This window comes from Erythrobacter colymbi (genome assembly GCF_002155685.1).
Classification (GTDB): Bacteria; Pseudomonadota; Alphaproteobacteria; order Sphingomonadales; family Sphingomonadaceae; genus Erythrobacter; species Erythrobacter colymbi.
The window spans coordinates 19,941-35,570 of sequence record NZ_MUYK01000010.1 but is presented as its reverse complement, the minus strand read 5'-3'; the positions used below and the strand labels follow the sequence as shown (position 1 = coordinate 35,570).

The window sequence follows — 15,630 nt, the reverse complement described above, 5'->3', positions numbered from 1 at the left end:
TCAGGGTGACGAGGGTAGTGTCATCTTTCTTCACCGTTTCCGCACAAACTCGGCCCTGAGCACCAGGCCTTTGATGCCGGGATATTTGCAGTCGATCTCCTGAGGGTCGCCGGTCAGGCGGATCGACTTGATCAGCGTGCCCTGCTTCAGGGTTTGCCCTGCGCCCTTGACCTCGAGGTCCTTGATCAACGTCACCGCATCGCCATCGGCAAGGATATTGCCGACCGCATCGCGCACGTCCACCGCGTCCTCCGCCGCGCGCTGGGCCGCAAGCTCGGACGCGGGCGGCCACTCGCCGCTCGCCTCGTCATAGACGTAGTCTTCGTCGGTGCTCATTGCATGAAACTCCGCATGGCAATCACTTGCTCCTCCTGCGCAAAATCTTCGAGGAACCGATATGCTTCGTTTCGGACGTTACCACTCGGATCGGCCAAAGCCTGCTTGAAGAATGGCGCGGCTTCCTCAGGTGTAATGGCTTCCTGCATGATGAGTAGCTGATCAAGAATGCCCAACGTCCAGAGTCTCACGATCTCGTTTTCGCTTGCCATGAACTCGGGGATCCACGCGAGTACACGGCGATCTGAAATCATCTTGAGGACATGAATTGCGTCGCCTGCCTGCTGAGCATCGAGAGGCTCACGGAAGATCTCAAGGCAACGCTCCATCGCAGCCGGTGATTTCAACAGGATCAGGACAGATCGGGCGGCCTCGGCCCCGGGCCCGCCTGACACGGCAAAATCGACAGCATCACGAAGCAGAGAAGCTCCGAGTATTTCTGCAATTGCATCGCATGCGACGCCCGTGCCGCCACGCTCGCTATACCCATGCTCAGTCGAACTGATCGTTCCCAGCTTTTCGGCGATCGCACGCCAATCAACCGGCAAGCTCACCCCGCCGCCCCGATCAATTCGCGCCCGATCAGCATGCGGCGGATCTCGTTCGTCCCAGCGCCGATGTCGAGCAGCTTGGCGTCCCTCATGTAGCGTTCGACCGGCCAGTCGGTGGTGTAGCCCGCCCCGCCCAGCGCCTGCACGCTTTCGGCGGCGACCTTGAAGGCGTTTTCCGACGCCAGCAAAATCACCCCGGCCGCATCGAAGCGCGTCGTCTGCCCCGCGTCGCAGGCCTTGGCGACGGCATAGGTGTAGGCGCGGGCCGATTGCAGGGCGACATACATGTCTGCGACCTTGGCCTGCATCAGCTGGAAGCTGCCGATGGGTTTGCCGAACTGCTTCCTCTCGCGCAGGTAGGGGATCACCGTGTCGAGGCAGGCCTGCATGATGCCGAGCTGCAATCCGGCGAGCACCACGCGCTCGTAATCGAGCCCGCTCATCAGCACCCCGACCCCGCCGTTGACCGGGCCCATGATGCGGTCTTCGGGGATGAAGCAGTCGTTGAAGACGAGCTCCGCGGTGGGCGAGCCCTTCATGCCGACCTTGCTGATCTTCTGGCCGATGGCGAAGCCCTCGTCGCCCTTCTCGATGAGGAAGGCGGTGATACCGCGCGATCCGGCGTGCCCGTCGGTCTTGGCATAGACCACCAGCGTATCGGCCTCAGGCGCGTTGGTGATCCAGAACTTGGTGCCGTTGAGGACGTATCCGCCCTGAACCGCATCGGCCTTCAATTTCATCGAGACCACATCCGACCCTGCGCCCGCCTCGGACATGGCGAGGCTGCCGACGTGCTCGCCCGAGATCAGCTTGGGGAGATACTTCGCCTTTTGCTCGTCATTCCCCCAGCGGCGGATCTGGTTGAGGCAGAGGTTGGAGTGCGCGCCATAGGACAGGCCGATGCTGGCGCTCGCGCGGCTGACTTCCTCGACCGCGATCACGTGTTCGAGATAGCCGAGGCCCAGACCGCCCCATTCCTCTTCCACCGTGATGCCGTGGAGGCCCAGCGCGCCCATCGGCTGCCACAGCTCGCGCGGGAAGCGGTCCTCGCGGTCGGTGCGCTCGGCGAGCGGCATGATCTGCTCGTCGGCGAAGCGCGCCGTGCTCTCGCGGATCATCTCGGCAGCCTCGCCAAGCTGGAAGTCGAAATCGGGGGTGGCGCGCATGATTTGTTCCTCGCCGCGTAATGATTGTTCTGGCAGCCCGCATAGCAAGCCATCGCGCAAACGCCAATCGGAGACGCTGGCGCGGCGTGCCTAACCTCGCTAATCCTTGGCACGAATGGAAACCGCTTCGCCCCTGCTCCGCTTCGACGGGGTGATCTGCCGCTTCGGCGAGGTTACGGCCGTTGGCACGGACGGCGTCGGTGTTTCATGCGACCTTGCCAGGGGCAGCTTTGTCGCGCTGGTGGGCGCATCGGGATCGGGCAAGTCGACGCTGCTGAAGACCGTCAACACGCTGGTCGAGCCCACGGGCGGCCGGGTGCTGTTCGGGGGCGAGGATGTCACCCACCTCAAGCCCGCCCGCCTGCGCCGCCGGGTCGGATACGTGTTCCAGGGCATCGGCCTGTTCCCGCATTTCTCGGTCGCCGAGAACATCGCCATCGGCCCGCGGCTGGCGGGCGAGAAGCTGCCGCCCGAACGCGTCGCCGAACTGCTCGAACTGGTCGAGCTCGATCCGGTCTATGCGACGCGAATGCCCGACGAACTCTCCGGCGGGCAGCGCCAGCGGGTCGGCGTGGCGCGGGCGCTGGCGGGCGGCCCGGAGCTGCTGATCATGGACGAGCCCTTCGGCGCGCTCGATCCCGTCACCCGCGACGCCTTGGGCCGCAAGGTGCGCGAGCTGCACGAGACGCTCGGCCTTACCACGGTGATGGTCACGCATGACATGGCCGAGGCGCTGCTGCTGGCAGACCGCGTGCTGGTGATGGACAAGGGCGCGCTGGTGGCCGACGAGACCCCGCGCGCGCTGCTCGCCGGAGCCGGCGGCACGGTCGCGCAGCGCCTCGTCAGGGTGCCGCGCGAGCAGGCCGAACAGCTTGCCGCGCTTGAAGGCCTGGAGGAGAGCGGCGCCTGATGGGCAGCATCTGGGACATCCTCCCCGGCCTCACCGACAAGCTTGCCGCGCACGTGGTGCTGGCGGCCTGCGCGATCGGGCTGGCGATCCTCATCGCCCTGCCGATGGCGGTGTGGGCGAGCCGTTCGCCGCTGGTCTCGCGCCTCGCGCTGAGCCTTGCGAGCCTCGTCCAGACCATCCCCGCGCTCGCGCTGCTGGCGCTGTTCTTCCCGCTGCTGCTGTCCTTGCGCAGCGTGTTCGGCGAGGGGCTGCCGACACTAGGGTTCCTGCCCGCACTGATGGCGCTGACGCTCTACGCCCTGCTGCCGATCCTGAGAAACGCGGTCACCGCGCAGGCCAATCTCGACGAAGGCGTGCTCGAAGCCGCGGACGGCGTGGGCATGACCAAGTGGCAGAAGCTGGTGCTGGTCGAGGCTCCGCTCTCCGCCCCCTTCATCATGGCCGGTATCCGAACCGCGAGCGTCTGGACCATCGGCGCGGCGACACTCGCCACCACCATCGGCCAGCCGAGCCTCGGCGATCCGATCTTCGCCGGGCTCCAGACCCAGAACTGGGCGCTGGTGCTCGCCGGGTGCCTCGCGAGCGCGGGGCTGGCGCTGGCGGCGGACAACCTGCTCTGGGTGATCGAGGTCGGCCTTGCCCGGCGCAAGCGCTGGATGACGTTCGGGGGCATGGCGATCGTTGCCCTCGGCATCCTCGCCGCGCTGTGGGGCCAGCGCAGCGAGGATGCCGAGCGGCCGATCGTCATCGCCGCCAAGCAATTCTCCGAGCAGTATATCCTCGCGCAATTGATCGGATCGCGGCTGGAGGCGGCGGGTTACCGTGTAGAATATCGCGACGGGCTGGGGAGCGCGGTGGTGCACTCGGCGGTCGCAGCCTCGAGCGTCGACATCTCGGTCGATTACACCGGCACGATCTGGGCCAACTTCATGAAGCGCGCGGACAACCCCGGGCGCGAGGCGGTGTACGAGACGATCCGCGAATGGGAAGCGCGCCAGAACAAGGTGCGGGTGCTCGGCCGATTGGGGTTCGAGAATGCCTATGCCTTCGCGATGCGGCCCGACCGCGCCAAGGCGCTGGGCGTCACCAGCCTCGCCGATCTGGTCGGCGAGGGCGGGAGCCTGACCGTGGGGGGCGATCCCGAATTCTTCGAGCGGCCCGAATGGCTGGCGGTGCGCGATGCCTATGGCCTGCGCTTCGGGCGAACCCGCAATTTCGCGCCGACCTTCATGTATGACGCGCTGCGCTCGGGCGAGGCCGACGTGATCAGCGCCTATACCTCGGACGGTCGGATCGCTGCCGACAGGCTGGTGGTACTCGCCGACCCCAAGGGCGCGCTGCCGAGCTATGACGCGCTGCTGCTGCTCTCCCCCCGCATTGCGGACGACCCGGGCGTTGCCGCCGCGCTGCAACCGCTATTGGGCGCGATCAGCGTCGAGGCGATGCGCGAGGCGAATTACGCCGTGGACCGCGAGGATGCGGGGAAACTGACGCCCAAGCAGGCGGCGGAGGCACTGGCGAAGAAGCTGGGGTTGTGATTCGGGCCCACCCCTAACCCCTCCCGCCAGCGGGAGGGGGACAGGTTGGCGCAATTTCGGGCCGTAGGCCCGCAAGGCCAACCGGCCGCCCGCAGCGACACGGCCGTCAGGCCGTGTGAGCGAGGATATCGCGGGCCGGATGGCCCGCGCAAATCAAGAAGCCTTCCGCCAGACCTGCGCCTGACAGAACGGCCCGACGCAGCCCTTCACTTCCAGCGAGCCATCGGGCTTGCGGCGCACTTCGGCCTTGTAGGTCTTGCCCTTCTTGGGATCGTAGACCTCGCCGTGCCACGCTTCGCCATTGGCGACGAGGCCGGTGAGGATCGCCGTGCCGATCAGCTTGCGGGTGCGCTTGGCCGGGTCGGAATTGTTGACGTCGCGCTGGTCGTTGCCGCCCGCGGGCATGACGAGAAACTTCTCGATCCGCCCGCACAGCGCCTTGCCGCACTTGGCGATCGCGACCACCGCGTCCTTTTCCGCCGTCACCCAGCGGCCGGTGATCGGCTGGGCCGCAAAGGCCGCGGGCACCATCGCCGCCAGCCCGAGCACCGCCGCCAGAATGCCTGCCTGTTTCCTCATCCCTGCTCCCCTCGTTACTGGAACCCCGCCCCGAACGGCCAGCGCCGCCCGCACAGGCCGAGCACCTTGAACAGCCGGCCCATCTCGCTGTCCTTCACCAGCCGGTCACGCTGGCGCTGGAACTTCGGCCGCTCGTAAGGCGAGCGGCGGATGAGCATCTCCATGCGGGTGTCGATCCCCATCTGGATCAGCCACTCGCCCTGATATTGCAGCCCCATCACATCCGCGCCGTGCTGCTGCGCCACGAGCTGGAGCAGCTCGAAATCGACGTGGGCGGTGAGGTCGGCATCGCCCGGATGCGCGAAGACGTCGACCTTCTGGTGCGACTTCAGCGCCTGCAAGGTCGATCCCGAGCGCAGCTCTTCATGGCCATAGTCGATGATCAGCGCCGCCCCGCCCTGCTCCTTCAACCGCCGCGCCAGCTCGGCCATCAGAGCGACTGCGGCGGGGCTGGTCTCGATCAGCGTGCCTTGCGAGGCGGTGACCCAACTGGGCGGGACGAGATGGTCCATCCGCTCCCGGCCGGTGACGAAGGTGAACGCGTCGCCATCCAGCCCCACCAGCCGCGGATACCACCCGTCGGTCGAACGGATCAGGTGCTGCACCGGCAGGGCATCGAAGAACTCGTTGGCGACGATCAGCAGCGGCGCATCGTCGGGCAGGGTCGAGATGTCGTGGTGGTGGATGCAGTCCGGGAAGGCCTCCCGCTGGAGCTTGCGCAGCGTGGCCGAGGTCTCGACGAAGTGGATCTGCGGCTTCAACCCCTGCTTCGCCGCCGCCCCGAGCGCGTCCTTGGCGAGCGTCCCGCGCCCGGGGCCGAGCTCGACATAGTGGATGTATTTGCGCTTGGTCATGCGCGACCACAGGTCGGCGAGCCACACCCCGATCAGCTCGCCGAAAGCCTGGGTGATCTCGGGCGCGGTGATGAAATCGCCCTGCTCGCCCAAGGGATCGCGGCTCGCGTAATAGCGCGCGTTGCTCTCGCCCATGTATTGCGAGAGCGGGATCGGCCCGGTCTCGCGGATCAGGCGCTTGAGGACGGCGGGCACATCGACCTGCGCGCGGGCGAGGACTTCGGCCTCGAGCCGGGCCTGTTCGGCGGCGGCAGCTTCCTCGGCCTCGCGCTTGGCCTGCTCTTCGGCGGCGATGCGGGCGGCTTCCTCGGCAGCCAGCCGCGCAGCTTCGGCAGCAGCGGCCTCTTCGGCCTCGCGCTTCGCCTGTTCCTCGGCCGCGATGCGCGCGGCTTCCTCTGCGGCAAGGCGCGCGGCCTCGGCGGCGGCGGCTTCCTCGGCCTTGCGGCGGGCTTCCTCTTCGGCGGCGATGCGCGCGGCTTCGGCCTTCGCCTTGGCCTCGGCTTCGCGGCGGGCTTTCTCTTCGGCCGCGCGGCGCGCCTTTTCCTCGGCCTCCGCCTTGGCCTTGGCTTCGGCTTCGGCCTTGGCGCGGGCCTTGGCCTCGGCGCGGGCGCGGGCTTCGGCCTCCTTCCTGAGACGCGCTTCCTCAGCCGCGCGGGCACGGGCTTCGGCTTCGAAACGGGCCTTCTCCTCGGCCTCGCGGCGAGCCTGTTCCTCGGCTGCGGCCTTGGCGGCGGCAGCGGCGGCTTCGGCTTCGCGCTTCGCCTGCTCCTCGGCCTCCTTGCGAGCCTTTTCCTCGGCGATGGCGCGGGCCTTGGCTTCCTTGCGTGCCTGCGCCTCGGCGGCAGCGCGTTCGCGGGCTTCGGCTTCCGCGCGGGCGCGGGCCTCGGCTTCGGCGAGCTTCCTTGCGCGGGCCTCGGCCGCCGCCTTCTCGCGCGCTTCGCGTTCGGCACGGGCACGGGCTTCGGCCTCGGCCTTCTCGCGAGCGCGGGTTTCCTTGAGAGCGCGGGCGCGTTCCTCGGCTTCCACCTTGGCCCGGGCGAGCGCTTCGGCCTTCTCGCGCGCGGCGGCCTCGGCGCGGGCCTTGGCCTCGGCACGCGCAGCCTCGCGCGCCTGCGCGGCGGCCGCGGCGCTGGACGGAGAGGCCTTGGTGGTCGGCTCGGGCGAGGGGTCGATCAGCCGTAGCGCACTGCGCCAGACCCCTGCCCCGCCGCTCAGGCCGGCGCTGTCGTACCCGCCGCCAGCGGCTTCTTCCGCAGCGCGTAGATCACGACAATCAATCCAGTCAGGATAAGCGGTATCGTCAGCCATTGTCCCATCGATAGCCCGGTGCGGGCCGCAAAGTCAGCCAGTTGTTGATCCGGCTCGCGGAAAAATTCGTTCACGAAGCGCGAGATGCCCATGCCCACAGTGAACACCCCGGCGAGTAGCCCGGGGCGATAGCGCGCGCGGGTGAGCCAGAACAGCGAGAGCATGATCACCAGCATCGCCAGCCCTTCGAGCCCGGCCTGATAAAGCTGGCTCGGGTGGCGGGCGAGGCCGGTGGGATCGCGCGGGAAGACCATCGCCCACGGCACGTCGGTCGCCCGGCCCCACAGCTCGCCGTTGACGAAGTTGGCGAGGCGGCCGAGCAGCATGCCCATCGGCACGCCGACGCTGACATAGTCGACCACACGGATGAAGTTCAGCTTGTCGCGCCACGACACCCACGCCATCGCCACCGTCACGCCGAGCAGGCCGCCGTGGAAGCTCATGCCGCCGTCCCACAGGCGCAGCAGCTTCCAGGTGATGAAGCCGTCCCCCGCAAAGCCGGTCCACAGGCTCGGGTCGTAGAACATCGCATAGCCGAGCCGCCCGCCGATGATCACGCCGAGCGTGCAGTAGAAGAACAGGTCGTCGGCATGGCGCTGCGCCATCGGCGCGCCGGGCTGCTTCAGCGCCTTGGAGGTGTGCCAGTAGGCAAAGATCACCCCCAGCAGGTAGGCCAGCGAGTAGTAGCGCAGCTGGAACGGCCCGATTTCGAACAGGTAGGGCTTGAGCTTGAGGCTGGCCCACTGGAAGGGTTCGGCAGCAGCAGCGCTTGCGGCAAGTAGTGACAGCACGGAGCGAACCTCTTATTGCAATGATATGCCGTAACGGTGAGCCCGAAACGGCCCCGGTCGCGCTGGCGCTTCTGGCACAGCGGACGGGGCAGGGGAAGGGGCACGGGACACCGCCGGACGCAATGGGACAGGCAACAGGCGCGGGTCGCACCCGGCCGAAGGCCGCAATAAGAGAGAGAGGAAACAACCGCATGCCCACCCAGCTGGACAATGCGCTCGAAGCGATCATCAACGGCCTCACCGCCGAAGGACAGCCCTTTGCCACCGTGCCCTTCGTGCGCGACGGGGTGGAGATGCCGGTCTTCCTCGGCGCGCCGCCGACGCTCGCGCATTATTTCGCCCACTTCGCCAACCAGAACAAGGACCTGCCCTTCCTTGTCGATGGCGACATCCGCCTGACATTCGGCGAGGCCTATGCCGCCGCGACCTGCGTGGCCGAAGGGCTGATCCGGCACCACGGCATCGCCAAGGGTGACCGCATCGGCATAGCCGCGAGGAACTCGGCCAACTGGATGATCGCCTATATGGGCATCATCATGGCGGGCGGCTGTGCGACCCTGCTCAACGGCTTTTCGAGCGGCGAGGAACTCGCCTACGGGATCGATCTGGCCGAGGCCAAGGTGGTGCTCGCCGATGACGGCCGCGCCGCGCGGCTCGAAGGCCATTCGCACCCGGCCAAGGTGGTGCTGTTCAGCCACGGAAACCCGCCCGCCGAAGGCCTCGCCGCCACCTGGGCCGCGCCCGAGGGCACGCCCGCCGCGATCGCGCTGCTCGGCGAACTCGGGCCGGACGATATCGCCACCATCCTCTACACCTCGGGTTCGACCGGCAAGTCGAAGGGCGCCTGGTCGGATCACCGCGGCGTCGTCAACGGCGTGATGAACTATGTCGCCCAGTCGGCAATGGCCAAGGTCCACGTCGAATCGCAGGGCGAGGTCATTACCGACCAGCCCTGCGCGCTCGTCGCCGTGCCGCTGTTCCACGTCACAGGCGAAGTGCCGCTGTTCCTCCAGAGCTTCGCCATCGCGCGCAAGCTGGTGCTGATGCCCAAGTGGGACGCCGGCCTCGCGATCCGGCTGATGGCCGAGGAAAAGGTCAGCTACTTCGTCGGCGTGCCGCTGATGAGCTACGAGATCGCCAACCACCCCGACCGCGAGAAATACGACCTGTCGGCCTGCAAGAGCTTCGCCGCGGGCGGCGCGCCGCGTCCCGTGGAGCACGTGACCCGCATCAAGGAAGCCTTCCCCGGCAGCTTCCCGCTGCTCGGCTACGGCCTCACCGAAACCAACGCGGTGGGCTGCGGCAACTTCAACGAGAACTATCTCGCCAAGCCCGGCTCGACCGGCCGGCCGAGCAAGCCGATGGTCGACATGGCGATCCTCGACGATGCCGGAAAGCCGCTGGCGCAGGGGCAGGTCGGCGAGGTCTGCATCCGTTCGGTCTGCAACTTCCGCGGCTACTGGAAGAACCCCGAGGCGACCGCCGCGGCCTTCACCGACGATGGCTATTTCCGCACCGGCGATCTCGGCTATCTCGACGAGGACGGCTACCTCTTCATCGTCGACCGCAAGAAGGACATCATCATCCGCGGCGGCGAGAACATCTCGTGCATCGAGGTCGAGGACGCGATCTACGCCCATGACGACATCGGCGAATGCTCGGTCTTCGGCCTGCCCGACGAGCGTTTCGGCGAGGTGCCGGCGGCGGTCTACACCATGAAAGAAGGCCACCCCGCGATCACGCCGGGTGAACTGCGCGCCTTCCTGCTGGAGCGGATCGCGCCGTTCAAGGTGCCGCTCGAAGCGCAGATCTGGCTGGTGCACGAAGCCCTGCCGCGTCTCGGCACGCAGAAGATCGACAAGCGCAGCGTCAAGGCCCGCTTCCTCGAGCAGGCCAAGGCCGCGTGAGCCTGACCGAGCGAGCCCGGTGAAGTGAACCTCAAACGCGTCCCCGCCCAGCGCGCGATCATCGACCGGCGCGCGCTGGCCGAGGAGATCGCGTCCTTGCACGAGGCAGGCGGGGCGCGGGCCCGCCCGGCGATCGTCACCGCGCTCAGGATGGCGCTCGACGAGGGACGCGCCGAGCTTTCCCGGAGGCTGATGGAAACACCCTCGGCGGGGCACGACGTCACTGCCGGCTTCAGCTTCCTGATGGACCAGCTGCTGCGGGTGATCCACGATCACGTCACCACGCATCTCTACCCCGTGCCCAACGCGACGCAGGCCGAGCGGCTCGCGATCCTCGCGGTGGGCGGATATGGCCGGGCGGAGATGGCGCCGCATTCGGATGTCGATGTCGCCTTCATCACCCCGGGCAAGCGCGCGCCGTGGTGCGAGCAGGTGATCGAGACGATGCTCTACCTGCTGTGGGATCTCGGCCTCAAGGTCGGGCACTCCAGCCGCACGGTCTCCGACACGATCCGCATGGCGAAGGAGGATCTGACGATCCGCACCGCCCTGCTCGAAAGCCGGCTCGTGTGGGGCGAACAGGCGCTCTATGAAGAGCTGCGCGCGCGGTTCTGGAACGAGGTCGCCAAGGGCTCCGAACGCCAGTTCCTGACCCAGAAGCTCGCCGAACGCGACGCGCGACACAAGCGCATGGGCGACAGCCGCTATGTGGTCGAACCCAACATCAAGGAGGGCAAGGGCGGCCTGCGCGATCTCCAGACGCTCTACTGGATCGGCAAGTATGTCCACCGCGTCGACAGCGCCGCGCAGCTGGTCGATGTCGGGCTGCTCACGCCGAGCGAATATCGCAGCTTCCGCCGCGCCGAGGGCTTCCTGCTGGCGGCGCGCTGCCACATGCACCTGATCACCGACCGCGCCGAGGACCGGCTGACCTTCGATCTCCAGCGGCAGGTGGCCGAGCGGATGCTGTTCGCCGACCGCCCCGGCAAGAGCGCGGTCGAGCGGTTCATGCAGTACTACTTCCTGCAGGTGAAACGGGTGGGCAGCCTGACCGGCGTGTTCCTCTCGCACCTTGACGAGGAGATGGCCAAGAAGCGCCCGCGCACCGGGTTCTTCGCCGGCTGGACCCAGCGTCCGCGCCAGTTCAAGGGCTACACGGTCGAGGCCGGACGCCTGCGCGCGCCGGGCGACGACTGGTTCAAGGCCGATCCCGTGCGCCTGATCGAGGTGTTCCAGCTGGCCGAGGCCGAGGGGCTCGACATCCACCCCGAAACCATGCGGCAGGTCGGACGCGACTCCAAACTGATCGACGGCAAGCTGCGCCGCGACAAGCGCGCCAATGCGCTGTTCCTCGAGCTGCTGTCGGGCCGCAAGGACCCCGAAACCGCGCTGCGCTGGATGAACGAGGCGGGCGTCTTCGGCCGCTTCGTGCCCGATTTCGGCCGCGTCAACGCGCAGATGCAGTTCGACATGTATCACCACTACACCGTCGACGAGCACACCATCCGCGCCATCGGGCTCTTGAGCCAGATCGAGCGCGGGCTGCTGACCGCCGATCACCCGCGCGCCAGCCGCGAGTTCCCCAAGCTCGCCTCGCGCCGCGCGCTCTATGTCGCGGTACTGCTCCACGACATCGCCAAGGGCCGCGGGGGCGACCACTCGGTGCTCGGCGCGGATGTCGCGCACCGCCTGTGCCCGCGCTTCGGGCTCGACGAGAAGGAGACCGATCTCGTCGCCTGGCTGGTGCTCCACCACCTGCTGATGAGCCGCACCGCGCAGAAGCGTGACCTCACCGATCCCAAGACGATCGAGGATTTCGTCTCCGAGGTGCAGAGCCTCGAACGGCTGCGCAATCTCGCGATCCTCACCGCGGTCGATATCCGCGCGGTGGGGCCGGGGACGTGGAACAGCTGGAAGGGGCAGCTGCTGGGCGAGCTATACGATGCCGCGCAGGAACGCCTGCGGTTGGGCCACAAGGGCACCGGACGCAAGCAGCGCGTCACCGCCAAGAAGGACGCGGTGCAGCGGCTGCTGGGCGAGCAGGATCACCTCGTCGATTCCATCGGCGCGCTGCTCGGCGATGCCTACTGGATCGCCGAGCCCGAGGACATCATCGCCAGCAACCTCCTCCAGTACGACGCGGCGATCGCATCGAAGGATCACCTCTCGATCCGCTGCGAGGTCGACGAGACGCGCGGGGCGACGCGGGTGAGCGTGATCGCCGCGGACCACCCGGGCCTGTTCTACCGCATGGCCGGCGGCATCCATCTTGCGGGCGCAAACATCATCGACGCGCGCATCCATACCGCCAAGAGCGGCTATGCGGTCGACAACTTCCTGGTGCAGGACCACAACGCCCAGCCCTTCCGCGAGAAGGGGCAGATGGCGCGCATCGAGAAGGGCATCCGCGACGCATTGCTGGCGCAGGTCGAACTGGTGCCCAAGCTCGCCGCGCGCCCGCTGGCACATTCGCGCGCCAAGGCGTTCGACGTCGCGCCGCGGGTGGGCTTCGACAATGACGCCTCCAACCACTTCACCGTGATCGAGGTGACTGCGCGCGACCGGCCCGCGCTGCTCAACCGGCTCGCCCACGCGCTCTACAAGGCCAACCTCATCGTCCATTCGGCGCATATCACCGCCTATGGCGAGGCGGCAGCCGACACCTTCTACGTGACCGATCTGACCGCGGCCAAGATCAAGGCGCCCGAACGGCTGGCCGAGATCGAAGCGGCACTGCTTTCGGCGGCAAGCGACCAGCGGCAGCAACAACTCGAAAGAGCATGACTGCAACACTCCGGCAGAAAGTCGCAAGGCGCTGACAAAGCTGTCTTGCGGCAGTGCCACACCCTGCGCTACCGCCAAGACACAATAGTCAAAAAAGAGGGGAATGCCTGATGAACACGTTCGCTTCGCTTCGAGCGATTGCGCTGCTTGGCGCCGGTATGGCCTTGCTGCCGCAAGCCGCCTTCGCGCAGGATAACGCTGCCGCCGAAGAAGAGATTCAGCCCGAAAACGTCATCATCGTCACCGCGCAGGGGCGCGCGCAGGCGCTGGCTGACGTGCCGGTCGCGATTTCGGCGGTCAGCTCGGAAACGCTGCTGAACAGCGGCGCGAACGACATCCGCCAGCTCAACCAGGTCGCGCCTTCGCTGCTCGTGTCCTCGACCGGTTCGGAAGCCAACGGCTCGGCCCGTATCCGCGGTATCGGCACGGTCGGCGACAACCCGGGTCTCGAAAGCTCGGTGCCGGTGTTCATCGACGGCGTGTACCGTTCGCGTTCGGGTATCGGCCTCAACGAACTGGGCGAGATCGACCGCATCGAAGTGCAGCGCGGCCCGCAGGGTACGCTGGGCGGCCGCAACTCCTCGGCCGGTCTGATCAGCATCTATTCGAAGAAGCCGGAATTCGACTTCGGCGTCACCGGCGAAGCGACCTACGGCAACTACAACTTCTTCCGTCTCGGCGGCAGCATCACCGGCCCGATCACCGAGAACCTCGCCGCCCGTCTCGACGGGATCTACGTGAAGCGCGACGGTTTCTACAACGATCCGACCAACAACACCGACATCAACGACCGCGACCGGTACTTCCTGCGCGGCCAGCTGCTGTTCGAACCGACCGACACGATCACCGTCCGCCTGATCGGCGACTACACCTTCCGTGACGAGAAGTGCTGCGCGGCGACCTATGTCGACAACAGCGTGAACCCGTTCATCGGCAGCCTCAACAACCCCTCGACCCCGCTGACGCCGCTGTCGCCGAACGGCAACAACATCATCAACGTGCTGCGCGATCTCGGCCAGAACCTCGGCGCGTTCAACCAGGGCTATGACCGCACCGTTTCGGTCACCCGCGGCCGCAGCTATGCCGGCGAGACCAAGGACTACGGCGTCTCGGGCCAGATCGACTGGGATATCGGCGGCGCCACGCTGACCTCGATCACAGCCTACCGCGAATACCGTTCGGGCCAGGCGTCGGACACCGACTACGGCACGGTCGACATTCTCTACCGCGGCGAGAGCGACGAGGCCTACCGCCAGTTCCACACCTTCACGCAGGAACTGCGCCTCCAGGGTGAAGCCTTCGGCGGCACGCTCGACTGGCTCGTCGGCGGCTTCTTCGCCAACGAGAAGCTGACCGTGCGCGACAACCTGCGCTTCGGCAACCAGTACGGCCGCTTCGCCACCTGCCGCATCGTTTCGGGCGGCGGCCTTGCGGGGCTCTATGCGCCGACCGCCGCAGGTTGCGTCAACGGCGGGATCACCAACACCGCCGGCGTTGGCCGCAACACGCTGCTCGCCGCCACCGGCGCTTCGGGTTCGGACATCGTTGCGGCCTTCACCGCGCTCGACGGCCTCAATGACCGCGGCTCGACGATCGACAACTACTTCCAGGATGGGACCAACTGGGCGGCCTTCACCCACAACATCGTCCACATCACCGATCGCCTCGATCTGACCGTCGGTCTGCGCTACACCAAGGACAAGAAGGACTTCTCGGCGCTGTTCGGCAACGACAACACCACCTGCACCACCGTGCAGGGTCTGGTGCTCGACGATCTGAGCAGCACCAACGCCACCGCCCGCGCACTGGCCGGTGCGCTGATCGGCCTGTCCTGCCAGGGCAACTCGACCGCCGAGCTCAACAACGTCCGGATCCGTGACAGCCGCAAGGAAGACGAGTGGACCGGCACCGCGATCCTCTCGTACAAGGCGACCGACGACCTGCTGCTCTATGCCAGCTTCGCGCGCGGCTACAAGGCGGGCGGCTTCAACCTCGACCGTTCGGCGCTCAAGTCGCCGATCGCGCCGTTCGGCGGACAGGCCGGGGCGCAGGCGCTGGTCCGCAACCTCCAGTTCGACCCCGAGCTGGTCGACAGCTACGAACTGGGTGCCAAGTATGCGACCGGCCCGTTCAGCCTCAGCGTTGCCGCGTTCCGTTCGGATTTCAGCAACTTCCAGCTGAACACCTTCAACGGCACGGTCTTCCTGGTGCAGAACGTCAACGGCTGTAACGGCGATCTCGTCGGCGGCCCGAACGCCGATACCGACACCAGCAGCGCCACCGGCGCCTGCGCCGCGGGCGATGTCGGCTACGGCGTGCGCACGCAGGGTGTCGAAATCGAAGCCCAGATGAACCCGTCGGACAACTTCTCGGTGGCCGCGGGTCTGACCTATGCCCGCACCAAGTATCGCAGCGACCTCGTCGGCAATGGCGCCGGCGCGCCGCTCGATGCCGCGCTGCGCAAGCTGCCGGGCGACAACCTGTCGAACGCCCCCGAAGTGGTGGCCACCGGCAGCGTCACCTGGACTCCGGAAATCGGCGACAGCGGCCTTACCGGCCTGTTCTACTTCGACGGCCGTCTGACCTCGGACTTCAACACCGGCTCCGACCTCTTCCCGCAGAAGGAACAGGACGGCTTCGCGCTGTTCAACGCCCGCATCGGTCTGCGCGGTCCGGACCAGAAGTGGTCGCTGGAGCTGTGGGGCCAGAACATCTTCGACAAGGACAACGCCCAGGTCGCCTTCAACTCGCCGTTCCAGGCGGGCACGACCGCGGCGCCCTTCGTCGATCCGCAGTACCCGGGCGGCCGCCAGCTGTTCTCGCAGTTCCTCGCCGAACCGCGCACCTACGGCATCACCGCGCGGTTCAACTACTGAGCCACGCCTGATCGGGAAGAAAGGGGCGCT

Annotated in this window: 11 protein-coding genes; 5 read left to right on the top strand and 6 right to left on the bottom strand. The window is 67.2% G+C overall.

The genetic code is table 11. The features are described from left to right. Positions 1-30: 30 nt before the first annotated feature. Genes BZF57_RS15485 through BZF57_RS15475 form a run of 3 tightly spaced genes read right to left on the bottom strand, consistent with a single transcriptional unit; the run spans position 31 to position 2,053 of the window. A complete protein-coding gene (locus BZF57_RS15485; protein WP_086739632.1) occupies positions 31-336 on the bottom strand; it encodes an alkylphosphonate utilization protein in 306 nt (101 codons plus the stop codon). Continuing rightward, on the bottom strand, positions 333-890 hold the full coding sequence (locus BZF57_RS20860; protein WP_143738518.1) for a HEAT repeat domain-containing protein: 558 nt from the start codon (positions 888-890) through the stop codon (positions 333-335). Before BZF57_RS20860 ends, BZF57_RS15485 begins: the two co-directional genes overlap by 4 nt. Next, entirely contained in the window at positions 887-2,053 is a 1,167-nt protein-coding gene (locus tag BZF57_RS15475; RefSeq protein WP_086739628.1) for an isovaleryl-CoA dehydrogenase, read from the bottom strand. Before BZF57_RS15475 ends, BZF57_RS20860 begins: the two co-directional genes overlap by 4 nt. Before the next feature lie 115 nt (positions 2,054-2,168). On the opposite strand from BZF57_RS15475, the gene BZF57_RS15470 reads away from it, so the two are divergent. Both BZF57_RS15470 and BZF57_RS15465 read left to right on the top strand, forming a co-directional pair. After that, positions 2,169-2,963, top strand: a complete 795-nt coding sequence (locus tag BZF57_RS15470) for an ATP-binding cassette domain-containing protein (RefSeq protein WP_086739626.1) — start codon at positions 2,169-2,171, stop codon at positions 2,961-2,963. After that, entirely contained in the window at positions 2,963-4,501 is a 1,539-nt protein-coding gene (locus tag BZF57_RS15465; RefSeq protein WP_086739623.1) for an ABC transporter permease/substrate-binding protein, read from the top strand. Before BZF57_RS15470 ends, BZF57_RS15465 begins: the two co-directional genes overlap by 1 nt. Positions 4,502-4,654: 153 nt before the next feature. Here the strand turns inward: BZF57_RS15465 and BZF57_RS15460 are convergent, their stop codons facing one another. From BZF57_RS15460 to lgt, 3 genes are read right to left on the bottom strand one after another with little or no spacing between them, the layout of a single operon-like run. Then, positions 4,655-5,080, bottom strand: a complete 426-nt coding sequence (locus BZF57_RS15460) for a DUF2147 domain-containing protein (protein ID WP_086739620.1) — start codon at positions 5,078-5,080, stop codon at positions 4,655-4,657. A 14-nt stretch (positions 5,081-5,094) separates the two neighbouring features. After that, positions 5,095-7,242 carry a class I SAM-dependent methyltransferase gene (locus BZF57_RS21765; RefSeq protein ID WP_338029945.1) on the bottom strand — a complete coding sequence of 716 codons (2,148 nt, stop codon included), beginning with the start codon at positions 7,240-7,242 and terminating at the stop codon, positions 5,095-5,097. After that, positions 7,146-8,033 (bottom strand): prolipoprotein diacylglyceryl transferase, encoded by an 888-nt coding sequence (gene lgt, locus BZF57_RS15450; RefSeq protein ID WP_086739618.1) that lies wholly within the window; start codon positions 8,031-8,033, stop codon positions 7,146-7,148. Before lgt ends, BZF57_RS21765 begins: the two co-directional genes overlap by 97 nt. A 191-nt stretch (positions 8,034-8,224) precedes the next feature. Between lgt and BZF57_RS15445 the strand changes: the two genes are divergently transcribed. From BZF57_RS15445 to BZF57_RS15435, 3 genes are all read left to right on the top strand, one after another. Then, positions 8,225-9,940, top strand: a complete 1,716-nt coding sequence (locus tag BZF57_RS15445) for a class I adenylate-forming enzyme family protein (protein ID WP_086739615.1) — start codon at positions 8,225-8,227, stop codon at positions 9,938-9,940. 24 nt (positions 9,941-9,964) lie between these two features. Continuing rightward, entirely contained in the window at positions 9,965-12,724 is a 2,760-nt protein-coding gene (locus BZF57_RS15440) for a [protein-PII] uridylyltransferase (RefSeq protein ID WP_086739612.1), read from the top strand. Between the two features lie 110 nt (positions 12,725-12,834). Continuing rightward, positions 12,835-15,600 (top strand): TonB-dependent receptor, encoded by a 2,766-nt coding sequence (locus tag BZF57_RS15435; RefSeq protein ID WP_086739610.1) that lies wholly within the window; start codon positions 12,835-12,837, stop codon positions 15,598-15,600. Positions 15,601-15,630 lie beyond the last annotated feature (30 nt).